A 22,914-nucleotide genomic window follows, 5' to 3' on the forward strand; every position below is an offset into this window, starting at 1 on the left:
GTCGCACGGCAGCCGGCGGCCGGGTGCGCGGGTCAGAGGGCACGGCGGTCGGTGATCAGGCGCATCTGCGCGTTCTCGAGGAGACGGAGCATCGTCTTCTCGTCGTGGCTCGAGTTGTCGAGGCCGAGCGCCTCGGTGTCGAGCAGCTTCGTCAGCACGGCGGGCTTGCGCGGACCGAGAGCGCCCACGGCGGCGGGCGGGTCGGAGTCGAGGGGGCCGCGTACGTCGACGAGGCGTACGACGATGTCGTCGCGCTGGAAGACGGTGCTGCTGTCGATGTGGGACCCGGGGAGGTCGGCCGCCACCTCGTCCTGGCCGGCCAGGAAGCGGGCGAGGGCCATCCCGCATCCCGGCTTGGCCGGGTAGAGGATCGCGTGCCGTTCCACGTCTTCGGCAGGGGTGCCCGCGGGTGCCAGGTGGTGGACCGCGGGCAGTGCGGCGCGGGTGAAGAACAGTCGGGCCGACTGCGGGTCGTCGAGGTCCCGGTCCTGGACCAGGTACGGGTTGATGGCCTCCTCGACCGCCCTGATCTCGGGCTGCCGGGCCACGTGGCGCAGCGCCGCGAGCAGGTCGCCCTGCACTTCGAGGGTCCGCACGACACGGTTGCCGTGCATGAACAGGGTGGTGCGGCGCAGCCGGGTGGTGTCGTCGACCTGGGCCTGCGGGGAGGTGTAGCCGGAGAGGATCTCCGCCACGGTCCTCTCGCTGCCGGGCTTGACGGTGAAGGTGAGGGCATGGCGCACCACGCCGTCGCCGACCCGGGGGAAGGGCTGCAGACCGCCGACGGCCTTGCGGGTGGCGGTGGCGGAGGCGTGCACGCCTCTGGTCTCGCGCAGAACGCTGAAGCGCAGCGATCGCGTGTCACGCACGCAGTCGTGCAGCGGCCGCACGGTCTCGACGTGCTCCTCGCTGTTCACCCATGCGAGGAACGGCGGTGCGCTCTCCCATTCGCTGGTGATGAGCCATTGCGACGGGTTCTCGATCGACTGGCAGAGCTGGTCGCTGAGATGACCCGGGACGGCCGCGACCTGGTTGCGCATGTGCTCGTACGCCGTGAGAAAGCGCTGCTGGGCGCCGTCCTGGAGATCAAGCAGCAGTACGACCCGGAGCCGGGAGCCGTCGAATGCGGACTGAGACACACGTTCGGACAGCATTGTCATGTTCCACGCATCTCCTTGTCAGTGAGGCCGCCTGTGAGACAACGCCGGCCCTCGGAGGATCCGAGCGAGAGACCCGGCGCATACGGACGGCAATCCACCCTTTGACGCGATGTGGTGGTCCGGCTTCGATCCTGGGTCGGTAACACGGGTGGCGCGAGATGTGTGCACCAGGTGGGTGAACGGGCGAGCCGATGCCCTCCCGCGCGGGCAGAAAAGCCGGGCATGGAGACGCCAATTCCCTACCGGCGGTTGGAGCTGGAGCACTGATGGAAGAGAACGCAGAACAACACCGCGTACCGGTCCTCATCGTGGGCGGTTCCCTGGTGGGCCTGTCCGCATCACTTTTCCTTGGCCGTCTCGGCGTCCGGCACATGCTGGTCGAGAAGCACGCGGACACCTCGAGGCATCCGCGGGGCCGCGGCAACAACCTGCGCACGATGGAGGTGTTCCGCGCCGCCGGCGTCGAGGATCTGATCCGCGAGGCGGCGTCGCTGCTCGCCGACAACCACGGCATCCTGCAGACACCCGTGCTCGCCGACCCCGACGCCGGCGAGTGGCTGATCCGGCAGATCGACGAGAAGGGCCCCCCGACCGGGCGCATCAGTCCCTCGGGGTGGTGCGTGTGCAGCCAGAACGACCTCGAGCCGGTGCTGCTGAAGGCGGCCCGAAGGAACGGCGGAGATCTGCGGTTCTCCACCGAACTGCTCTCCTTCGAGCAGGACGCGGACTGCGTCACCGCCCTCGTCCGTGACCGCCGGACCGGCCAGGACAGCACTGTCCGCGCGGACTACCTCATCGCGGCCGACGGGCCCCGCAGCCCCGTCCGCGAGCGGCTCGGCATCGGACAGACCGGCCCCGGCGACCTGTTCCACAACGTGAGCATCACCTTCCGCTCCACCGGCCTCGCCGACGTCGTCGGCGACCGGCGCTTCGTCGTCTGCTACCTCACCGGGCCCACCGCGGAGGGCGCACTGCTCCCGGTGGACAACGCGGAGCAGTGGGTCTTCCACGCGCCCTGGCAGCCCGAGCGCGGCGAAACGCTCGAGGACTTCACCGACGAGCGCTGCGTCGCCACCATCCGCGCGGCGACCGGAGCGCCCCACATCGACGTCGAGATCACCGGCAAGGCGCCGTGGCACGCCGCGGAACGCGTCGCGCAGCGGTACGCGCACGGCCGGGTCTTCCTCGCGGGCGACTCCGCGCACGAGATGTCGCCGACCGGGGCGTTCGGCTCCAACACCGGCATCCAGGACGCGCACAACCTCGCCTGGAAGATCGCGGCGGTGATCGACGGCTCTGCCGCCCCCGCCCTGCTCGACTCCTACGAGGCGGAACGTCTGCCGGTCGCCCGTGCGACCAGCGCCCGCGCCTCCGCCCGGTCCGTGGAGCACAGCCACCCCGGATACGCTCCGGCTCCCGGCATGACGGGCGGCCCCAAGGGCGGCCTGCTCCCCGTCGCCCTGGGCTACCGCTACCCGCGCGGCGCGGTCCTCGGCACCGACCCCGACATGCCCGTCATTCCGGCGAAGATGGAGCTCACAGCCGCACCCGGCAGCCGGGCGCCGCACATGTGGCTGCAGCGTCCGGGCGTGGGACGCCGGCTCTCCACGCTGGATCTCTACGAGCGGTCCTTCGTTGTACTGACCGGCGCCGGCGGCAAGGACTGGTACACGGCCGCCGAACTGGTCGCCGCCCGGCTCTCCATCGCCATCGACGCCTACCGGATCGGTGAGGGCCCGGAGGCTGACCTGGTCCCGGAGACCAACGCGGACTGGGCGGAGACCCACGGCACGTCCCCGCAGGGCGCGGTCCTGGTGCGCCCGGACGGGTTCGTCGCATGGCGTTCCCCCGGTGCCGACCCCGACCCGGAGGCGGCGCTGTTCAACGCCCTGGCGTCACTGCTCCACCGCACCGCCTGACCCTCCACGGGCGTCGGCCCGCCCCGCGCCGGCGCCCATGGGGGTGGGGCGGGGCTCGCCTCGCCCCACCCCGCCGGGCCCTTTGCCCCCCCGCACGGATGGCCGCGTGGTTCGACAGCCACTTCGAGCCTGCCGCACGAGATGATCCGGGCGGAGCTGAACGTCGAGCGGGTGTCCGCCCGTACTGCTCCCCGGCGGCGACGTCCACGAGCGGGCGCCACCGAACGGCCGTCATTCCACGCCAGGGCAGGAAGGGACATGCTGTGACACCGTCATCCCCGAAGGACCGACTTGCTTCGCTCCGTGCCGACCTCGAGCAGCGCAATCCGGCGCAGCCCGAGTTCCACCAGGCGGCACGGGAGGTGCTGGACACGTTGGCGCCCGTTCTCGCCGCGCGTCCCGAGTACGCGCAGGCGGGAATCGTCGAGCGGCTCTGCGAGCCCGAGCGGCAGATCATCTTCCGGGTGCCCTGGCAGGACGATCGTGGCGCGGTCCACGTCAACCGGGGGTTCCGGGTCGAGTTCAACAGCGCGCTGGGACCGTACAAGGGCGGACTGCGTTTCCATCCGTCGGTGAACCTGGGCGTCGTGAAGTTCCTCGGCTTCGAGCAGATCTTCAAGAACGCCCTCACCGGGCTTGCCATCGGCGGCGGCAAGGGGGGCAGCGACTTCGACCCGCGCGGCCGGTCGGACGCGGAAGTCATGCGCTTCTGCCAGTCGTTCATGACGGAACTGCACCGGCACATCGGCGAGCACACCGATGTGCCCGCGGGCGACATCGGCGTCGGCGGTCGCGAGATCGGCTATCTCTTCGGCCAGTACCGCCGCATCACCAACCGCTGGGAGGCCGGTGTCCTCACCGGCAAGGGCCTGGGCTGGGGCGGTTCCGCGATCCGCACCCAGGCCACCGGCTACGGGAGCGTGCTGTTCGCGGCCGAGATGCTGAGCCTGCGCGGCGAGGAGCTCCAAGGGCAGGCGGCCGTCGTCTCCGGCTCCGGCAACGTCGCCGTCCACACCATCGAGAAGCTCATCCGCAGCGGCGCCCACCCCGTCACCTGCTCCGACTCCGCCGGCTACGTCGTCGACGAGAAGGGGATCGACCTCGAACTGCTCAAGCAGATCAAGGAAGTCGAGCGCGTTCGGATCGAGGAGTACGCGGAGCGCCGCGGCGGCTCCGCCCGCTATGTGCCCGGCGGCCGGGTCTGGGAGGTACCCGCGGACCTCGCCTTCCCGTCCGCGACCCAGAACGAGCTCGGCGAACAGGACGCCCTCACCCTCGTGCGCAACGGCGTCAAGGCCGTCGCCGAGGGCGCGAACATGCCCACCACTCCCGAGGCGGTCCGCGTCCTCCAGCAGGCCCGTGTCGCCTTCGGCCCCGGCAAGGCGGCCAATGCGGGCGGAGTCGCCGTCAGCGCCCTCGAGATGCGACAGAACGCGGCGCGCGACAGCTGGACCGCGGACCGGGTCGAGGCAGAACTCGCCGGCATCATGCGGGAGATCCACCGCATCTGCCACGAGACCGCAGACCGCTACGGGGCCCCCGGCGACTATGTGACGGGCGCCAACATCGCCGGTTTCGAGCGGGTCGCGGACGCGATGCTGGCCCAGGGACTCGTCTGACGAACGGACACGCCGTCAGGGTGTTCGGGCTGAGCAGCGCTGCCGGGGTCTGTTCGGATCGGAGGGGGCACGAGGGCGTCGTGCCCGAGGGTGGGCGGGGTGATCCGGCACGGTGGCCCCCGTCCTATTCACGGGTGCTGTCCGCGTCACGCGGCCAGATGGCGACGGCGATCAGAACGGCCGCCCACACGCCCAGCGGTGCCAGGGGCCAGTAGGTCGTCAGTTCCCCCTTCTGCGCACAACGGACGCCCCAGATGCCGGACATGATCACTGCCCCGCCGAGCCAGTAGCGCCACTCGGCCAGCCATTCCTTGAGGTCCTTGCGGTCTTGCTCCGCCTTGGTCGGCGACGGTGCGGGCAGGTCGGCCGTGAGCACGGCGAGTTCATCGGTGGTACGCGCCCGCAGGGCGCGCTGCGAGCGGGTCTCGTGCTCGTGCCGGTCGATGCGGCCCTCGGCCAGTGCCGCCGCAAGGACAGCAAGCACGTCGTCGCGGTCGTGGTCCGAGACCCGCACAGCGGGTGCGACTGTTTCGTGTCGGTCGTCCATGGTTCTCCCCCTTCGGCTCGGGCGCCTGAATCCTGAGCTTTAGAATACGGATGTATCCTAAAGCCTGGGGGCGTGACTCATGCCAAAGACCGTCGACAGGGACAGACAGCGCCGGCAGATCGGTGCGGCCCTGCTGCAACTGGTCGCCGAGCGCGGCCTCGACGAGGTCAGCGTGCGCACCGTGGCCGCCGCCGCGGGCCGCTCTCCCGGTGCCGTGCAGAAGTACTTCCGCACCAAGGAGGAGATGCTCGTTTTCGCCGCCGAGCTGGCCGGCGAACGCACCGAGCGACGCATGGCCGACGTGAACACCGCGCTGCCGCTGCGTCAGGCGCTGCTCGAACTGGTCCTGACCACGCTCCCGGTGGACGGTGAGCGACGAGCAGAGGCCACCGTGCAACTCGCCTTCGCCGTCCACGCGGCACATCACCCCCGCCTCGCCGTGATCCGGCGACAGGTCGACCAGGAGGTACGCCAGGCGCTCTCCGCCTGGCTGGAGTCGGCCGGGCACCTGGCCCGCGCGGTGGCCATCGCCGACGCCGTCATCGCACTGTCAGACGGGCTCGCACTGCGCATGCTGTACGCCCCGCAGGAGTGCGAGCACCTGCTGACCGTCCTCGACCAGGCGCTGGATGCCCTGATCCCGCCCGACGGCTCGGACGCCGTCACCCCGTCCTGAAGCTGCGGGCTCAGGCTCACAGTCTGCGGCGAGGCGGCCGTAGAGCAAGCCCAGAGGCGACTGAAGAGGCGGGACCGTCCGGACGACGGACACGTGCCCGGCGAGCGAATCGGAGCAGCCGAACGGTGGATGCCCGCCGGTGGGTGGTTTACCGAGGTTTGGGGTGGCCTTGCCGTGGGCTCAGGGCGTGAAGAGCACCTTGACGGCCCCGTCCTGCTTCTTCTGGAACATCTCATACGCTTCCGGGGCCTTCTCCAGCGGCACGCGGTGGGTGGCGAACTGCTCGACGCCGAGCGGATCGCCGTCCGTGACGAGCGGCAGCAGATCCGCCACCCATCGCCACACATTGGCCTGCCCCATCCGCAGCTGCACCTGCTTGTCGAACATGGTCAGCATCGGCATGGGGTCGGCCATCCCGCCGTAGACGCCCGCGAGCGAGATGGTGCCGCCGCGGCGTACGAGGTCGATGGCCAGATGGAGGGCGGACAGGCTGTCGACGCCGACGCGCTTCATCATCCGGGCCGCGATGCGGTCGGGCAGCATGGTGGTCATCTGCTGGGCGCCCTTGGCCACCGGCGCGCCGTGAGCCTCCATGCCGACCGCGTCGATCACGGAGTCGGGGCCGCGGCCGTCGGTGAGGTCGCGGACCGCGTCGACGATCTTGTCGCCGTACTCCTCCAGGTCAAGGGTCCGCACGCCATGTGCCCTGGCCCGCTCGAGCCGTTCGGTCACCAGGTCGATGCCGATGACCTGTCCCGCACCGCGATGCGCCGCGATACGGGTGCACATGTCGCCGATCGGTCCGAGGCCGAGCACCGCCACGGTGCCGCCGGGTGGCACGGCCGCGTACTCCACCGCCTGCCAGGCGGTGGGCAGCACGTCGGAGAGGTAGACGAACCGGTCGTCCGGCGGGCCCTCGGGGACGCTGATCGGCAGGGTGTTCCCGAACGGCACGCGAAGGTACTCCGCCTGGCCGCCGGGTACCTGGCCGTACAACTTGGTGTAGCCGAACAGCGAGGCGCCCGAGCCGTGTTCGCGGACCTGGGTGGTCTCGCACTGCGAGTGCAGGCCCTGCGCGCACATGAAGCAGGTGCCGCAGGAGACGTTGAAGGGAACGACGACACGGTCGCCGGGGCGTACGCGGGTGACCTCGGAGCCCACCTCCTCCACGATGCCCATGGGTTCGTGCCCGAGGATGTCGCCCGGGTCGATGAACGGCCCGAAGAGTTCGTACAGATGCAGGTCCGAGCCGCAGAGGCCGGTCGTCGTCACCTTGATGACGACATCGGTGGCCTCGCGGATCTGCGGGTCGGGAACGGTGTCCACGCGCACATCGCGCTTGCCGTGCCAAGTCAGTGCTTTCATCACGCCTCCTTGTCCGCGTCCCTCGGCCGGTCTCCCGATCCGGGTTCGGCCATGCCGCGGTGGGCCGCGGCCTTCAGCCTGTCGGGCAGCACCTTGTTGGCGAGCCCCTGCATCTTCGTCTTCGCGGAGCCTGCGACGACCTTGTCCGCACCGGCCATCAATGCGTCCAGGCCCTGTTTCGCCACGTCGGCCGCATCGTCCTTCTTCTGCTGTCCGACCTTGGTGTCGCTCATGGCCGCGCGGCGGAAGAAGTCCGTCTCCGTCGGGCCGGGCATCAACGACGTGACGGTGACGCCCGTGTCCTTGAGCTCGTTCTGCAGGGCCTGGGCGAACGACTGCAGGAACGACTTCGAGGCGTTGTACACCGCCTGGAAGGAGCCCGGCACGGTCGAGGCGATGGACGACGTGATGAGGATCCGGCCCTCGTCGAGGTCCGACATGTCGCGCAGCAGACGCTTGGCCAGGTGCACGGTCGACCGGACGTTGAGGTCGACGATCGAGAGTTCGTCGGCGAGATCGTTGTCGACGAACGCACCGCCCCGGCCGATGCCGGCGTTCAGCGCCGCGACCGCGACGGGACGTCCGGTCCCGCTGATCACGTCATACAGCCGTTCGGTTTCGTCGTAGTCGCGCAGGTCCGCCCGGACCGTCTGCACGGTCGCGCCGGCGGCGCGCATCCGCTCCGCCGCCTCGTGGAGCCGTGCGTCGTCCTCGGCGTTGACGATCAGGTCGAAACCGCGCTCGGCGAGCTGTTTTCCCAGTTCGAAGCCGATGCCACTGGACGCGCCGGTAACAACGGCCAGGGGTTTGATGCCGCTCATGCAGCGCCGGGTACCCATGCTCCGGCCTTTCACCGGACAACGGCCCGGCACCTGGGAGAACGCGGTCCGTCACACGTCGTAGCTCACCCGAATGCAGTAGGTGAACGCGGTCCGGCGCCCGATCGCAGCCGACGCTGGTCGAAGGCCGGCGACCGGCCGCAGGGGCCCATCCGGCCCCCCGGCAGGGGCATCGCCTCGGCCCGAGGGGGACGTGAACCGGCCGACGCACGGCACGTACGGAGGAGAACGAATGAACGCCGCCTTCTCACGCACCTGGGAACACGCCGTCGTCACCGGAGGAGCGGGCTTCGTGGGCTCGCACCTGTGCACGGCACTGCTCGACGCCGGCGCGGCCGTCACCTGCGTCGACGACCTCAGCACCGGCCGCCCGGAAAACGTGTCCGCGCTGCGCGGCCGCCCCGGCTTCACCTTCACTCAGGCCAGCATCTGTGAGCCGTTGACCGTCGACCGGCCCCCCGACCTGGTGTTGCACTTCGCATCCCCGGCCTCGCCCGCCGACTATCTGCGGCTGCCCCTGCACACCCTGGAGACGGGCAGCCTCGGCACGCGCAACGCTCTGGACCTCGCCCACGCGTCCGGAGCCCGCTTCCTGCTCGCCTCCACCTCCGAGGTCTACGGCGACCCGCAGCAGCACCCGCAGAACGAGCGCTACTGGGGCAACGTCAACCCCGTCGGACCACGCAGCGTGTACGACGAGGCCAAACGCTTCGGCGAGGCGCTCACCACGGCGCATGCCGATTCCCACGGCACCGACACCGGCATCGTGCGCCTGTTCAACACCTACGGCCCGCGGATGCGGGGCTACGACGGCCGGGCCGTCCCCACCTTCGTCCGCCAGGCCCTGGCCGGAGAGCCCCTCACCGTCACCGGCGACGGCCGCCAGACCCGGTCGCTGTGCTACGTCGACGACACCGTACGAGGCATCCTTGCGGCCGCCGCCCACGGGCTTCGCGGGCCGGTGAACATCGGCAACCCGACCGAGGTCACCATGCTCGAACTGGCGGGCCTCGTCATCGAACTCACCGGATCCGCTTCCAAGATCCGCTACGTCGAGCGGCCGACGGACGATCCCGCCGTGCGCTGCCCGGACATCACGCTCGCCCGCGACAAGCTCGAGTGGGAGCCCGGCGTGACCGTTGAGGAAGGCCTGCGGCGCACCATCGCCTGGTTCCGCGAGCAGGGAGACTGATCGGCGCCTGACCGAGCCGTTTCCCCCGGCAGGCCCCCTGCGCCGGCCGGCCACCGCGGCCCGCGCCGCCTGGTCACCCCCACCCCCGTCGCCCGGCCACCCTCACCCCGCCGCCCGGCCCGCGCCGCCCGGCTCCCCGGACGGCCGCCCGCCGAAAGGGACTGACATGCGCATTCTCGGAATCAACGCTCTCTTCCACGACCCCGCAGCCGCCCTTGTCATCGACGGCCGGACCGTCGCCGCAGCCGAGGAGGAACGGTTCTCACGGCGCAAGCACGGCAAGCGGCCGCTGCCCTTCTCCGCCTGGGAACTCCCCCAACAGGCCGCCGCCTGGTGCCTCAAGCGGGCCGGCCTGCGCCCCCAGGACCTCGACGCCGTGGCCTACTCCTTCGACCCCTCCCTCGCCAGACCCACCGCCACCATGGGCCTGGACGACCCCTGGGACCACCTGCGGCTCGCATACGCGCGGGAGGCACCCGGGTTTCTGCAGAGCGCGCTGCCCGGACTCGACGCGGACATCGTCCGCTTCGTGCCCCACCACATGTCGCACGCCGCCTCCGGCGCCTTCGCCGCGCCGGACGCCGACCGTTCCTCCGTCCTCGTCCTCGACGGCCGCGGCGAGCGCGCCTCGCACCTCTCCGCGCGCCGCATCCACGACCGGCTGGAACCCCTGCACGCCCAGGAACTGCCGCACTCGCTGGGGCTCGTCTACGAGGAGTGCACCGAGCACCTCGGATTCCTGCGCTCCTCCGACGAGTTCAAGGTGATGGCTCTCGCCTCCCACGGCACGCCCCGCATGCTCGGCGAACTGCGCCGGTACGTGTACCCCACCGGCGACGGCGGGTTCCATGCCACCGGCGTTCCCTGGCACGAACTCTGCGTCCCTCGCGGCCCCGAGGAGGCCTGGACCCAGGAGCACGCCGATGTGGCCGCGAGCGTCCAGGCCGTCCTCGAGGAGACCATGCTCGACCTCGTGCGCCGGCTGCACGGCCAGACCCACGACAGCCTGCTCACCCTGGCAGGAGGCGTCGCGCTCAACTGCGTCGCCAACTCCCGTATCGCCCGCGAAGGTCCGTTCTCCCGCGTCTGGGTCCAGCCCGCCGCCGGCGACGCCGGCACCGCGCTCGGCAGCGCCCTGCTGCTGGCGGCCGGCCAGGGGGACGACCCGGAGCCGATGGACGGCGTCGACCTCGGACGCGACTGGTCCGACGCGGAGCTCGGTGCCTGGCTGAAGACGGCCGCCGTGCCGTTCGACCGGCCGGCCGACATCGCCGCGACCGTGGCCGAGGCTCTCGCCGACAACGCCATCGTCGCCTGGTTCCAAGGGCGTTCCGAGTACGGGCCGAGGGCGCTGGGCCACCGCTCGCTGCTCGCCCACCCCGGTCACGCCGGCAACCTGGAACGGCTCAACGACGTCAAGGGTCGCGAGCAGTTCCGGCCGGTCGCCCCCATGGTGCTCGCGGAACGGGCCCCGGAGATCTTCGACGGCCCGATGCCGAGCCCGTACATGCTTTTCGTCCACGACGTGGACCCCGCCTGGCGGGAGCGCATCCCGGCCGCGGTGCACGTCGACGGGACCGCCCGCATCCAGACCGTCGAACGGTCGAGGGAGCCCCTGGTCGCCCGCATGCTCGGCGAGTTCGAACGGCTCACCGGGCTGCCGGTCGTCGTCAACACCAGCCTGAACACGGCCGGACGGCCCATGGTCGACGACCCGAGGGACGCCCTCGAATGCTTCGGCTCCTCGCCCGTCGACCTGCTGGCCATCGGCCCCTACGCCGTCCGGCGAGGCGACTTCTTCCGCCGCTTCGACGACACCGACAACACGGACGCCGCCGGAACGGGAGCCGCGCGATGACCGCCGCCGGATTTCAGGGCCTGCGCTATGCCGTGGTGATACCGACCGTCGGCCGGGCCGGCCTGACCGTCTGCCTGCGCGCCCTGGCCGCGGCCACCGGCCCCGGGCCGGTACGGGTCGTCCTCGTCGACGACCGCCGCGGCGCCCCGCGCAACCCGCTCCCGGTCGAGATCCCGGCGGAGCTGCGGCCCATCACCTCGGTGGTGCCCGGCCGCGCCCGGGGACCGGCGGCGGCCCGCAACACCGGCCTGCGCGTGGCCGGTCCTGTCCCCTGGGTCGTCTTCCTCGACGATGACGTCGTGCCCGGCCCCACCTGGTGCGACGACCTGGCCCGCGACCTCGCGGCGGCCGACGGACGGACCGCCGGGGTCACCGCACGGATCATCGTGCCGCTGCCGACCGACCGTGCACCCACCGACTGGGAACGCAACACCGCCGGTCTCGCCACCGCCCGCTGGATCACGGCCGACATGGCCTACCGGCGGGAGGTGCTGGAAGCCGTCGGCGGCTTCGACGAACGCTTCCCGCGCGCCTTCAGGGAGGACGCCGACCTCGCGTTGCGCACCCAGGCAGCGGGCTGGGCACTGGCGGTCGGGACCCGCACCACGACCCATCCGGTACGTCCGGCCGGCCGTTGGGTCTCCCTGCGGGTCCAGGCGGGCAACGCCGACGACGTGCTCATGAACCGGCTCCACGGCCGGAGTTGGTGGCGGCGCGCGGACGCGCCACGGGGGCGCCTGCCCCGCCACCTCGCAGTGACCGCCGCGGCGGCGACCGCGGTCTCGTGCGCCGTTGCGGCCCGGCCCGTCGCGGCCACGGCCTGCGCCGCGCTCTGGCTGGCCGGGACCGCCGAATTCGCCTGGTCCCGGATCGCGCCGGGCCCCAGGACCCGCGACGAGATCGTCTCGATGGCGCTCACCAGCGCGCTCATACCGCCGGTGGCGACTTGGTACTGGCTGGGCGCACAGATGCGCCACCGGCGCACCCCGCCCCTGTCCCCGCCCGGGACGGCCGCGGCCACGCGCCCCGGTGCAGCGCCGGTCCCGGAGCGGGTGCTGCCGTGAACGGCTCCCTCACGGCCCGGTCGGTCGGGGGGCCGGAAAGCCGCGGCGGACCGTGGCTGTTCGAAGGCCCGGTCGTCCCGCGGGCCACCGCGCCGCCGCCGGACGGGGCAGGGCTGCCGGACGCGGTCCTCTTCGACCGCGACGGCACCCTCGTCGCCGACGTCCCCTACAACGGCGACCCGGCGCGCGTCGTGCCGATGCCGTCCGCGAGGGAGGCCCTCGCAGCGGTCCGAGCGCTCGGGATACCCGTGGGCGTCGTCAGCAACCAGTCGGGCGTGGCCCGCGGCTATGTGACATTCCGTCAAGTGGCGGCGGTGCAGCACCGCGTCGACTCGCTGCTCGGGCCGTTCGCCGTCTGGGCGGTCTGCCCGCACGGACCGGCCGACGGCTGCACGTGCCGCAAGCCCGCGCCCGGGCTCGTGCTCGCCGCGTGCGAGCGCCTCGGTGTCTCCCCGGCGCGCACCGCCGTCATCGGCGACATCGGCGCCGACATGGCGGCCGCCGTGGCCGCGGGCGCCCGCGGCGTCCTCGTACCCACGCCGGCCACCCGCCCCGAGGAGATCCGGAGCGCCCCGGAGACCGCGCCCGACCTGCTCCGGGCGGTACGGCTGGTGCTGGACCCCGCCGCACCCTGCCGTGGACCGGCGGCTGTGCGGACGACGGTCGCGCCGGGCTGTGACGTGGCGGAGGCGCACGAACGCCCGTCGTGTCCCGTGGCGCAGGAGCGGCGATGAGCGGCACCCGAGCACTGCCCCGCACCCTCGTCGTCCGCCTGGACAGCGCCGGTGACGTGCTGCTGGCCGGGCCGGCCGTCCGGGCCGTCGCGGCCGGCTCCTCGCACACGGCTGTGCTCTGCGGGCCCCTCGGCGTGCAGGCCGCACACCTCCTGCCCGGCGTCGACGAGATACTCGTCCACGACGCCCCGTGGGTCGGGCTCGAGCCCGAACCGGTCTCGTGCGAAGCAACGCAGCTGCTCCTCGAGATGCTGCGAGCGGGCCGCTTCGACCGCGCGCTGATCCTCGTCTCCCACCACCAGAGCCCTCTGCCGATCGCGCTCCTCCTCAAACTCGCGGGCATCGGCTGGACCGCGGCCTACAGCGAGGACTACCCCGGCACGCTGCTCGATCTGCGGCACCGTCGGCAGCCACACCGCCACGAGGCCCTCGCCGCCCTGGACCTGGCCCTGGACTCGGGCTTCGCCCTCCCGCCCGGCGACGACGGCGCATTGCGCATCTGCGCCCCGCCCGAAACCGCCCACCTGACCGGGCGGGAGCCGTACGTGGTGTTGCACCCGGGCGCCGCCGTACCCGCGCGCGCCTGGAGCCCGGACCGTGCCGCTCGGGCCTGCGCCGCGCTCTGTGCCGCCGGCCACCGCGTCGTGGTGACCGGAAGCCGGGCGGAGAAGGAGCTGACCGCGACGGTCGCGGGGGACCACGCGCTCGACCTCGGCGGTATGACGGACTTCCACCAACTGGCCGGTGTACTCGCCGGGGCGCGGGTCGCCGTTGTCGGCAACACCGGCCCAGGGCACCTCGCCGCCGCCGTAGGGACCCCGGTCGCCTGCCTGTTCGCACCCGTGGTCCCGGCGGAGCGCTGGCGTCCGTACCACGTGCCGCACGTGCTGCTCGGCGACCAGGGCGCGCTGTGCGCGGGGAGCAGGGCCCGCGGCTGTCCCCTCCCGGGGCACCCCTGCCTCGACGGGGTGGGCAATGCGGAGGTGCTCGCCGCAGTGGCCTCCCTCGGCGCCGACCGACCACCCGCCGCCGAAGGCGCGGAAGCGGATGCAATGGACGAGGAACGAGGAGCGCGACGATGAACATCCTGCTGTGGCACGTGCACGGCTCCTGGACGACGGCGTTCGTGCAGGGCCCCCACACGTATCTCGTTCCCGTCACCCCCGGCCGCGATCCGGACGGGCTCGGGCGGGCCCGCACCTTCACATGGCCCGATTCGGTGCGCGAAGTGACGCCGGAACAACTGCGCGACGCCCCCGTCGACCTGGTGGTCCTTCAGCGGCCGCACGAGATGCAGCTCGCCGAGCGGTGGCTGGGCGGCAGGCGGCCGGGGCGCGATGTACCGGCCGTCTATCTGGAACACAACGCGCCCGACGGCGACGTGCCGAGGACACGGCACCCCTTCACGGATCGGCACGACGTCACGCTGGTGCACGTCACCCACTTCAACCGGCTGTTCTGGGACTGCGGCACGACCCGTACCGAGGTGATCGAACACGGCATCGTCGATCCCGGGCACCTGTACACCGGCCGGCTCGCGCGCGCCGCGGTCGTTGTCAACGAGCCGGTTCGAAGGGGCCGTTACACAGGCACCGACCTGCTGCCCGCCCTCGCCGAGGCCGCCCCGCTCGATGTGTTCGGCATGCGCACCGAGGGCCTCGCGGAGCGTCTCGGCCTGCCGCCGGACCGCTGCCGCACCACCGAGTTGCCCCAGCACGAACTGCACGGCGCCATGGCGGAACGCCGCCTGTATCTGCACCCGGTGCGCTGGACCTCCCTGGGCCTTTCCCTGCTGGAGGCCATGCATCTGGGGATGCCGGTCGTCGCCCTCGCCACCACGGAGGCGGTCGAGGCGATCCCGCCCGGCACCGGAACCCTGTCCACCCGGCCCGAGGTCCTCGCGCTGGCCGCCCGACGGTATCTCGAAGAGCCGGAAGCGGCGGCAGAGGACGGCGCACGCGCCCGCCAGGCGGCACTCCAGCGCTACGGCCTCAAACGCTTCCTGGACGACTGGGAGCGCCTGATGACGGAGGTGCGCACATGACGTACGGCGATACCCATCGCGGTCCCATCCGAACCGATGCACTGTCGATCGCGTTGGTCTCCGAGCACGCCAGCCCGCTCGCCGCCCTCGGCGGAGTGGACGCCGGCGGCCAGAACGTCCACGTCGCCCGGCTGGCGGGAGCCCTCGCCGACCGCGGCCATCAGGTCACCGTCTACACCCGGCGCGACGCGCGCGATCTGCCGGACCTGGTGCGACTGCGCGCCGGTGTCGAAGTCCGTCATGTCCCGGCGGGCCCGCCGGAGGAGATACCGAAGGACGAACTCCTGCCTCATATGCTGGGGTTCGGCCGCCACCTGGCACGCGAGTGGCGGGACCACCCGCCCGACCTGGTCCACTCGCACTTCTGGATGTCCGGCCTCGCCGCGCTCCATGCCGTACGGGAGGCCCGGCTGCCGCTGGTGCACACGTTCCACGCCCTCGGCACCGTCAAGCGCAGAAACCAACGGCACGCGGACACGAGCTCGCCGGCCCGCATCTCCTGTGAGAAGGAGGTGGGCATCGGCTGCGACCGGATCGTGGCCACCTGCCGTGACGAGGTCGCGGAGCTGGCCGCCATGGGCATCTCCTCCGACAAGGTCGGAGTCGTGCCCTGCGGCGTCGACACCGACGTGTTCACGCCGGACGGACCCGTCGCCGATCGCGGCGCACACCCTTACCGGCTGGTCCAGCTCGGCCGGCTGGTGCCCCGCAAGGGCGCGGCAGTGTCGATCTCGGCACTGACGCGGCTGCCCGGTGTCGAACTGCTCGTGGTCGGGGGCCCCCGGCCGGACCGGCTCGACGACGACCACGAGATCCGCCTGCTGCGCGACCTCGCCCACGGGCTGGGCGTCGCCGACCGGGTCCGCTTCACCGGCGGTGTGGCAGGGGAGGACGTGCCACCGCTGCTGCGCAGCGCGGACGTGGTGCTGTGCCCCGGCGACTACGAGCCCTTCGGCATCGTCCCACTGGAGGCCATGGCCTGCGGAAGGCCCGTCGTCGCCACCGCCGTCGGTGGTCAGCTCGACACCGTCGCCGATCCCGCCACCGGACGGCTGGTGCCGCCCCGCGACCCGGACGCCCTCGCCCGGGCCGTGGCCGGACTGCTCGCCGACCCGGCGGCGCGAGAGGCCTGCGGAGCGGCCGGCCGGCGACGGGTGTTGAGCCGGTTCGGCTGGGTGCGGGTGGCCGCCGCCACGGAAGCCGAGTACCTCGGCGTCCTGGCCGCCCGGCCGGCCCTGCTCCGGGTCACCGGCGGGAGCCGGGCGGCGCGGGTGACGTGACCGGCCACCGGCCCGTCTCCCCAACCGCAGCACCCTGTCCCTGCCCGACCCGTTGCCCGACGACCGCAGCACCGACGCCCGAAGAGACCGACGTTCGAAGGAGGTGCGGGTCAGGCCGCCGTCCCCCGGGGCGCGGTGCACCCGACCAGCATGAGCGAACCCCGTACAACCGAGGCCGCGCACCGGCACTGTCAGTCACTACAGGACGCGCTCGGCCGGTTCCGTCGGCAGGGCCTGGAACAGATCGCCGAGTGGGGCAACCACCTCGCCGCGGTCCTGCCCGTCGGCGGACGTCTGCTCGCGGCAGGCAACGGCGGCAGCGCCGCCCAGGCCCAGCACCTGACCGCCGAACTCGTAGGCCGCTACCGCGACGAACGGCCCGCACTCTCCGCCATCGCCCTGCATGCGGAGACGTCGAGCCTCACCGCGATCGCCAACGACTACGGATTCGGCCATGTCTACGCCCGCCAGGTCGAGGCCCACGGCCGCCCCGGCGACGTCCTCCTCCTCCTGTCCACCTCGGGCCGCAGCGACAACCTGCTCGGCGCGGCACGGACGGCCCGGGCGGCCGGTCTGCGCGTGTGGGCGATGACCGGCCGGCTGCCCAACCCACTGGCGGAGGCGGCCGACGAGGCGCTGTGCATCGACGCCGACTCCTCCGCCACCGTGCAGGAGACCCACCTCGTCGCCGTCCATCTGCTCTGCGAGGCCTTCGACGCGGCCACCGCGACCGTCACCGCCACGACCATGCCGGCACGGGCAGTGCGTCGGGCCCCCGGGGCCGCGGCGACCCAGGCCGCCGCCGCTCGCCGGAGGTTGTCGTGACGGCGCGCCGGCCGCTGGTGGTCGTCGGGGACGTACTGCTCGACGAGGACATCCAAGGCGTCGCCGAACGGCTCGCGCCCGACGCGCCTGCCCCCGTCGTCGACGTACGGAGCAACGTCCGCCGCCCCGGCGGCGCGGGGCTCGCGGCGGCACTCGCCGCACAGGGCGGCCGCGAGGTGGTGCTGGTGACCGCGCTGGGCAGAGACCCGGCCAGTGAGGCGGTACGCCTTGCCCTGCGCGACAGGGTCCGGCTGGTGGAGCTGCCGCTCGACGGCACCCTGCCCGTCAAGACCCGCGTCATGGCGGGGGGCCGCCCACTCGTACGGATCGACCGCGGCGGCGGCACACCGGGCGAACCGGACGACGCGGTCCGTGACGCGCTGGCCGGAGCCCATGCCGTGCTCGTCGCCGACTACGGGCGCCGGACGGTCGGCGCCGTGCGGGAGGATCTCGTGGCCGCCGCCCGGCGCGGGCCCCTGGTGTGGGACCCCCATCCCAAGGGCGAGGCGCCCGTGCCCGGCGCCCGGATCGTCACGCCCAACGCCGCGGAGGTCTCGGCACCTGGACCGACAGGGGGCGCGGGCCGCTCCCTGCGCGACATCGCCGAACGCGGGCGCGAACTGGCGGAGCGCTGGCGGGCGGCGGCCGTCGCCGTGACCCTCGGCGAACGGGGCGTCCTGCTCACCCGGCCGGGCGACGGAACGCCGATGCTGGTCCCCGCCCCGTACCGGGCGGAGGGCGACACCTGCGGCGCCGGCGACTGCTTCGCCGCCGCCACGGCCACCGAACTCGCCGACGGGGCCCTGCCGGAGGAGGCCGTGCAGCGGGCCGTCGCCCGTGCGGCGGGATTCGTGGCGGCCGGTGGCGCAGGCAACCCGGAACTGTGGCGTACGGCGACCCCGGCCCGTCCAATCCATGCCGTGGAGGAGGACCCGTTCGCTCTGGCGGAACGGGTCCGGGCGGACGGCGGCACGGTGGTCGCCACCGGCGGCTGCTTCGACCTGCTGCACGCCGGTCATGTGGGGCTGTTGGAGAGCGCCCGGCGCATCGGGGACTGTCTGATCGTGTGCGTCAACTCCGACGAGTCGATCACCCGGCGCAAGGGGCCGGGCCGGCCCCTCAACCCGCTGGAGGACCGGACCCGTGTCCTCGCAGGCCTCGGCAGCGTCGACGCCGTCGCGGTCTTCGAGGAGGACACTCCGGTCGCACTGCTCAGTCGGTTGCGGCCGGACGTGTGGGTGAAGGGCGGCGACTACTCGGCGGAGGACCTCCCGGAGGCCGACGTCGTACATGCCTGGGGCGGCCAGGCACTCGTCCTGCCCTACCTCGACGGCCGCTCCACCACCCTGCTGGCCCGCCGCGCGGCCCGGTCCGCGACCGTCCTGCGGCGGGCCGAGCGGAGCTGACCGCTCCCGAGGAGACCCAGCGATGACATCGAGCGCCGACCGCACCGGGCACCCGCGCCCCCTTGGACACCCGTCGAGAAAGTACGCCGCCGTCCGTCCGCGAATCCTGGTGCTGCGGGCGCTCGGCCTCGGCGATCTGCTCGCCGCCGTGCCGGCGCTGCGGGCCCTGCGGCGAGGGCTGCCCGGTCATGACATCGTGCTGGCCGCGCCCGAGCGGCTCGCGCCGGCCGCAGAGGCGACCGGGCTGGTGGACCGGCTGCTGCCCGCGTCAGCCCCCGGGCGGTCCGTGCCCCCAGCGCTCGCCTGGGACGGTCCCGCGCCCGAGGTCGCGGTGGACCTGCACGGCAACGGTCACGAGAGCCGTCTGCTCCTCGCCCGGCTGAACCCGCGTCGCCTCTACGCCTATGCGCACCCGGACGGCCCCGCCTGGCAGGAGGACGAGCACGAACGTCACCGCTGGTGCCGGCTGCTGCGCTGGTACGGCCTCGACGCCGATCCGGCCGACGTGTCCATCCCGAGGCCGGTGACGCGCTCGCCGGCACCCCGGGCCGTGATCGTGCATCCCGGCGCCGACGCCGCCGCCCGCTGCTGGCCCGCCGATCGGTTCGCCGCGGTGGCGCGGGAGCTGTGCACCGCGGGACATCGCGTCGTGGTCACCGCAGGGGCGGCCGAGGAGCGCCTCGCGGCGTTCGTGGCGGCAGAAGCCGGCCTGCCGCAGGACGCGGTCCTCGGCGGACGGAGCGGCGACGTCCCGTTCGACGTCCTCACCCCCCTCGTCGCCGAGGCACACTGCGTCGTGGCGGGGGACACAGGACTCGCTCACCTGGCCACGGCGCTCGGCACCCCGTCCGTCACACTGTTCGGCCCTGTGGCACCCCGCCTGTGGGGACCGCCGGCCCGGGCCCGCCACCGGGTGTTGTGGCACCCCGACGCCGACGACCCGCCTCGTCCGGGCGATGCCCACGGCAACCGGCCGGACGAGCGGCTGCTGCGGATCACCGTCGACGAGGTCCTGGACGCGGTACGCACCCTGCCGCCGCCCGGGCCATGGCCGCGTACGGGTCAGGCGGCCGTGGTCAGACCCGGCTGACCCGCGAGGCCGGGCTCCTCGGTCCGTACGACGACCGGCCGGGCGACGCGGCGCTCGCGCAGGACGTAGCCCGCCCCGATCACGCCCGCGATCAGCAGTCCGCCGGACACCAGGGCGCCGCGCGCACCGGCCAGCTCCATGAGCAGCCCGAGCGCGGGCGGCCCCGCGAGGCCCCACAGCGTCTTGACGCTGCCCCAGACGCCGAGGACACGGCCGCGCATGTGCGCGGGCGGATCGGTCTGCAGCACGGTGGTCCCCGCGGTGTCGGAGACCGACTCCACGAGGGCCATGGGCAGCACGACGACCAGCAGCACGGCGAGTGAGGGCGAAAGACCGGCGACGACCTGGAGGACACCGCCTGCGGCCGCCAGCATGCCCACGAGCCGCACGGACGGCCTGCGCAGCCGGGCTCCGAGTACGGCACCGAGGATGCCCCCGACGGCGAGCACGGTCGAGACGGTTCCGAACGCGCCGGCGCCGCCCGCGAGCGGTCCCACGACCAGCACGGCCAGTGTGAGCTGGTAGTTCCGTCCGAAGACCGCGCTGAGGCCGGTGATCCCGGCGAGCGCGACCAGCCGCGGCCTGCGCGCGAAATACCTGAGCCCCTCACGCATGCTCATGTCCTCGCCGCCCGCGGACTTCGTGGTGCCGGCGGGCTTCGCGGGCTCCGTGTTCCGGCGCTCGGCGCGTGCACGGACGGCTCCGGCCACCGGACGCAGGAACGGGATGACGGCGGTGACGAACAGGAACGAGACGCCGTTCGCCGCGTAGGCGGCGGCCGTGCCGAGGAAGCCCACCGTCACACCGGCGAGCGCGGCACCGGCCAGCCGGCCCGCGTTGTGCACCAGGGAGCCGACACCGATCGCGGAGGGCACGTCCTCCGTGCGGACCAGGTCGTTGCCGAGCAGGGCGCAGGCCGGGCCGTCGACGGTGGCGATGATGCCCGTGACGGCTGCCAGCGCCATCAGGACACCCAGATTCAGCTGGTCAACGGCCACGAGGAACGCCGTCAGGAACGCGACCGCGCCGAGCAGCGCCTGGCTGACCGCGGCGGTCAGCTTGCGGGGCCAGCGGTCGACCGCCGCTCCGCCGGCGAGGCTCATCAGCAGGCCGGGTGCCGCCTGCACGGACATCGACAGGCCGGTCGCCGCAGCGGACCCGGTGATCTGGAGCACCAGCAGGTTCTGCACCGTGAGCTGCATCCACGTACCGGCGTTCGACACGAAGTTCGCGACGGACCACCAGCGCATGCTCGGGTACTTGAAGCAGCGCCACGGCGAATGGTCACCCAGGAGGCGCTGTGCGAGCCGGCCGGAGCCGGACGGGGAAGAGGAAGAAGACACGGTGAAGTACTCGGGTGACGAGGCCCAGGGGACCGATGCGGCGGAATGCGGCGGAAACTCGGAACACCGGCTGCACTGCGCGGCCGCTCCACCGGATCATGGCGGTGACCATCGTGGCAGACGGTTCGCGGGAAGCGTCGCCGCCCGGCAGCCCACGGGCCGTCTCGGAAGCCCCGAGCCCTTGCGCCCGTTGGGCTCGCGCACTGCTGGTGGGTTTGCTCACAGGGACCGGCCCCGCCGGACGGCCGATGCCCCAAGTGCCATACGGAGTTGCGCGCGTCACAGTGGATTCGGTGGGCGGGAGCTGATTCCCTCGCGGGCGCCCCCGACACGGCGGCGTGCCCAACCGGCACGGACGGAAGGCGGAGCATTGAGCAGCGGAGTGCAGGTCGATCTTCACGGCAGGCAGGCCCTGGTGACCGGTGGGGCACGCGGGCTGGGCGCCTCCATCAGCCGCAGGCTGGCCGGTGCGGGCGCGTCCGTACTGGTCGCGGACGTACGCAAGGACCTGGCGGAGGAGCTGTGCGAGGACATCGCCCGTTCCGGCGGCAGGGCGGATTTCGTCGAGATGGACGTGACGGACGCCGGCGCGGTCGCGGACGTCTTCCGTGACGTGGAGGTGTCGGGCGGGCGGGTCGACCTCCTGGTCAACAACGCGGCCGTCGACGTCTGCAAGCCGATCGAGCATCTGACGGCCGAAGAGGTGACCCGGGTGATCACCACCAATCTGCTCGGGCCGATGTTCCTCTGCCTGGAGACCTATCGCCGGATGGTCGCCCATGGCGGCGGTCACATCGTCAACATCCTCTCCACCGCGGCCAACCGGACGTGGACCGAGGCAGGGCCGTACGCCGCGGGCAAGTCGGGTCTGCGGGCCTTCACCCACACGCTGTTCCAGGAGGCGCAGCGCGACTGCCCGGGAATCGGCGTGACCGGAGTCATCGCGGGCGGGATGGCAACCCCGTTCATCCTCGACCGCTTCCCGGACGCCGATCTCTCCCTGCTGCAGAGCCCGGACGTCGTCGCCGACACCGTCCTCTACGCGCTGTCGGTCCCGGACACCAGCGCCGTCTCCGAGCTGGTCGTGGTGCCGCGCAAGGAACCCTCATGGCCCTGACGACAGGAACCCCCATGCACCCTCCGCAGGGCGGGCAGGCGCCCGTCGCCATCATCACCGGCTCCGACTCCGGCATCGGACGGGCCACGGCCGCCCGGCTCGCCGCCGCCGGCATGGACGTCGGGATCACCTTCCACACCGACCATGACGGCGCGGAGACCACGGCCGAGGAGGTACGCGGTCACGGCCGCCGCGCCGCCGTGGCCCGTATGGACCTCACGGTCCTGCCCGAAGCGGCCGATGTGGTCGACCGGCTCGCCGAGGAACTGGGCCGGGTGGACGTGCTCGTCAACAACGCGGGCACCGGCACCGCCACGCCGTTCCTCGAACTCGGTCTCGACACGGTCCGCCGGGTCGTCGACGTGGATCTGATCGGGCCGTTCCTGTGCGGCCAGCGGGCGGCCCGCCGCATGATCGACCAGGGGGACGGCGGTCGGATCGTCAACGTCACCTCGGTCCACGAGCACCAGCCGCGGGTCGGTGCCGCGCCCTACTGCGCCGCCAAGGGCGGGCTGGGACTGCTCACCCAGGTGATGGCGCTCGAACTGGCCGAGTACGGCATCACCGTCAATTCCGTTGCCCCCGGCGAGATCGCGACCCCCATGACCGGCCAGGAGGACAAGAACGTGCACGCCGCCGACCGTCCCGGCATCCCGCTGCGCCGCCCCGGTGACGCCCGGGAGGTCGCGGCGGTGATCGCATTCCTGGCCGGGCCGGACGCCAGTTACGTCACCGGGGCGTCGTGGTCGGTCGACGGAGGGATGCTGCGCATGGGTCCCATGGCGGGCTCCCATCTCGACGACGACTCCTGGCGCCGTCCCTGAGCAGGGGCGTGA

The 22,914-nt window shown here is 72.7% G+C and carries 20 protein-coding genes; 15 read left to right on the forward strand and 5 right to left on the reverse strand.

Features of this window, described 5'->3' with window-relative positions; translation table 11 throughout:
* Positions 1-32: 32 nt before the first annotated feature.
* A complete protein-coding gene (locus tag ACIQ7Q_RS25720; RefSeq protein WP_403866603.1) occupies positions 33-1,160 on the reverse strand; it encodes a SchA/CurD-like domain-containing protein in 1,128 nt (375 codons plus the stop codon).
* 266 nt (positions 1,161-1,426) lie between these two features.
* Here ACIQ7Q_RS25720 and ACIQ7Q_RS25725 point away from each other — a divergent pair, with 266 nt between their 5' ends.
* The gene (locus ACIQ7Q_RS25725; RefSeq protein ID WP_403866606.1) at positions 1,427-3,079 is read left to right on the forward strand and encodes an FAD-dependent oxidoreductase; all 1,653 of its coding nucleotides are present in this window, start codon (positions 1,427-1,429) and stop codon (positions 3,077-3,079) included.
* A gap of 263 nt (positions 3,080-3,342) precedes the next feature.
* Complete coding sequence (gdhA, locus tag ACIQ7Q_RS25730) at positions 3,343-4,698, forward strand: NADP-specific glutamate dehydrogenase (protein WP_403866610.1); 1,356 nt, start codon at positions 3,343-3,345, stop codon at positions 4,696-4,698.
* Positions 4,699-4,822: 124 nt separating this feature from the next.
* Here the strand turns inward: gdhA and ACIQ7Q_RS25735 are convergent, their stop codons facing one another.
* Positions 4,823-5,245: a DUF1707 domain-containing protein gene (locus ACIQ7Q_RS25735; protein ID WP_403866613.1), complete on the reverse strand. Its 423-nt coding sequence runs from the start codon at positions 5,243-5,245 to the stop codon at positions 4,823-4,825.
* A gap of 79 nt (positions 5,246-5,324) precedes the next feature.
* Here ACIQ7Q_RS25735 and ACIQ7Q_RS25740 point away from each other — a divergent pair, with 79 nt between their 5' ends.
* Positions 5,325-5,921 (forward strand): TetR/AcrR family transcriptional regulator, encoded by a 597-nt coding sequence (locus ACIQ7Q_RS25740; protein WP_403866616.1) that lies wholly within the window; start codon positions 5,325-5,327, stop codon positions 5,919-5,921.
* A gap of 180 nt (positions 5,922-6,101) precedes the next feature.
* On the opposite strand, the gene ACIQ7Q_RS25745 is transcribed toward ACIQ7Q_RS25740, so the two are convergent.
* Together ACIQ7Q_RS25745 and ACIQ7Q_RS25750 are read right to left on the reverse strand one after the other, a co-directional pair.
* Complete coding sequence (locus tag ACIQ7Q_RS25745; RefSeq protein ID WP_403866619.1) at positions 6,102-7,286, reverse strand: zinc-dependent alcohol dehydrogenase; 1,185 nt, start codon at positions 7,284-7,286, stop codon at positions 6,102-6,104.
* The gene (locus ACIQ7Q_RS25750; protein ID WP_403866622.1) at positions 7,286-8,107 is read right to left on the reverse strand and encodes an SDR family NAD(P)-dependent oxidoreductase; all 822 of its coding nucleotides are present in this window, start codon (positions 8,105-8,107) and stop codon (positions 7,286-7,288) included. Before ACIQ7Q_RS25750 ends, ACIQ7Q_RS25745 begins: the two co-directional genes overlap by 1 nt.
* A 250-nt stretch (positions 8,108-8,357) precedes the next feature.
* Here ACIQ7Q_RS25750 and ACIQ7Q_RS25755 point away from each other — a divergent pair, with 250 nt between their 5' ends.
* The 10 genes from ACIQ7Q_RS25755 to ACIQ7Q_RS25800 all read left to right on the forward strand — a co-directional run bounded on the left by ACIQ7Q_RS25755 (position 8,358) and on the right by ACIQ7Q_RS25800 (position 19,618).
* Positions 8,358-9,317 (forward strand): UDP-glucuronic acid decarboxylase family protein, encoded by a 960-nt coding sequence (locus tag ACIQ7Q_RS25755; protein ID WP_403866625.1) that lies wholly within the window; start codon positions 8,358-8,360, stop codon positions 9,315-9,317.
* Positions 9,318-9,483: 166 nt separating this feature from the next.
* The gene (locus tag ACIQ7Q_RS25760; RefSeq protein WP_403866628.1) at positions 9,484-11,175 is read left to right on the forward strand and encodes a carbamoyltransferase; all 1,692 of its coding nucleotides are present in this window, start codon (positions 9,484-9,486) and stop codon (positions 11,173-11,175) included.
* A complete protein-coding gene (locus tag ACIQ7Q_RS25765; RefSeq protein ID WP_403866631.1) occupies positions 11,172-12,239 on the forward strand; it encodes a glycosyltransferase family 2 protein in 1,068 nt (355 codons plus the stop codon). The genes ACIQ7Q_RS25760 and ACIQ7Q_RS25765 overlap by 4 nt, the downstream gene beginning before the upstream one ends.
* Positions 12,236-12,973 carry a D-glycero-alpha-D-manno-heptose-1,7-bisphosphate 7-phosphatase gene (locus tag ACIQ7Q_RS25770; RefSeq protein ID WP_403866634.1) on the forward strand — a complete coding sequence of 246 codons (738 nt, stop codon included), beginning with the start codon at positions 12,236-12,238 and terminating at the stop codon, positions 12,971-12,973. Before ACIQ7Q_RS25765 ends, ACIQ7Q_RS25770 begins: the two co-directional genes overlap by 4 nt.
* On the forward strand, positions 12,970-14,055 hold the full coding sequence (locus tag ACIQ7Q_RS25775; RefSeq protein ID WP_403866637.1) for a glycosyltransferase family 9 protein: 1,086 nt from the start codon (positions 12,970-12,972) through the stop codon (positions 14,053-14,055). The genes ACIQ7Q_RS25770 and ACIQ7Q_RS25775 overlap by 4 nt, the downstream gene beginning before the upstream one ends.
* Positions 14,052-15,017 (forward strand): glycosyltransferase, encoded by a 966-nt coding sequence (locus ACIQ7Q_RS25780; protein ID WP_403866640.1) that lies wholly within the window; start codon positions 14,052-14,054, stop codon positions 15,015-15,017. Before ACIQ7Q_RS25775 ends, ACIQ7Q_RS25780 begins: the two co-directional genes overlap by 4 nt.
* Positions 15,014-16,297: a glycosyltransferase gene (locus ACIQ7Q_RS25785; RefSeq protein ID WP_403866643.1), complete on the forward strand. Its 1,284-nt coding sequence runs from the start codon at positions 15,014-15,016 to the stop codon at positions 16,295-16,297. The genes ACIQ7Q_RS25780 and ACIQ7Q_RS25785 overlap by 4 nt, the downstream gene beginning before the upstream one ends.
* Positions 16,298-16,447: 150 nt before the next feature.
* Entirely contained in the window at positions 16,448-17,122 is a 675-nt protein-coding gene (locus tag ACIQ7Q_RS25790) for an SIS domain-containing protein (RefSeq protein WP_403866646.1), read from the forward strand.
* Positions 17,119-18,528 (forward strand): D-glycero-beta-D-manno-heptose 1-phosphate adenylyltransferase, encoded by a 1,410-nt coding sequence (rfaE2, locus tag ACIQ7Q_RS25795; RefSeq protein ID WP_403866649.1) that lies wholly within the window; start codon positions 17,119-17,121, stop codon positions 18,526-18,528. The genes ACIQ7Q_RS25790 and rfaE2 overlap by 4 nt, the downstream gene beginning before the upstream one ends.
* A 22-nt stretch (positions 18,529-18,550) precedes the next feature.
* The gene (locus ACIQ7Q_RS25800) at positions 18,551-19,618 is read left to right on the forward strand and encodes a glycosyltransferase family 9 protein (RefSeq protein WP_403866652.1); all 1,068 of its coding nucleotides are present in this window, start codon (positions 18,551-18,553) and stop codon (positions 19,616-19,618) included.
* Here the strand turns inward: ACIQ7Q_RS25800 and ACIQ7Q_RS25805 are convergent.
* The gene (locus ACIQ7Q_RS25805) at positions 19,591-20,868 is read right to left on the reverse strand and encodes an MFS transporter (protein WP_403867142.1); all 1,278 of its coding nucleotides are present in this window, start codon (positions 20,866-20,868) and stop codon (positions 19,591-19,593) included. The two genes, ACIQ7Q_RS25800 and ACIQ7Q_RS25805, sit on opposite strands and share 28 nt — an antisense overlap.
* Positions 20,869-21,331: 463 nt before the next feature.
* On the opposite strand from ACIQ7Q_RS25805, the gene ACIQ7Q_RS25810 reads away from it, so the two are divergent.
* Both ACIQ7Q_RS25810 and ACIQ7Q_RS25815 read left to right on the forward strand, forming a co-directional pair.
* On the forward strand, positions 21,332-22,078 hold the full coding sequence (locus ACIQ7Q_RS25810) for an SDR family oxidoreductase (RefSeq protein WP_403866655.1): 747 nt from the start codon (positions 21,332-21,334) through the stop codon (positions 22,076-22,078).
* Positions 22,069-22,902 carry an SDR family oxidoreductase gene (locus ACIQ7Q_RS25815; RefSeq protein WP_403866658.1) on the forward strand — a complete coding sequence of 278 codons (834 nt, stop codon included), beginning with the start codon at positions 22,069-22,071 and terminating at the stop codon, positions 22,900-22,902. The genes ACIQ7Q_RS25810 and ACIQ7Q_RS25815 overlap by 10 nt, the downstream gene beginning before the upstream one ends.
* Positions 22,903-22,914 lie beyond the last annotated feature (12 nt).

Source organism: Streptomyces sp. NPDC096176 (assembly GCF_044763255.1).
Lineage (GTDB): Bacteria > Actinomycetota > Actinomycetes > Streptomycetales > Streptomycetaceae > Streptomyces.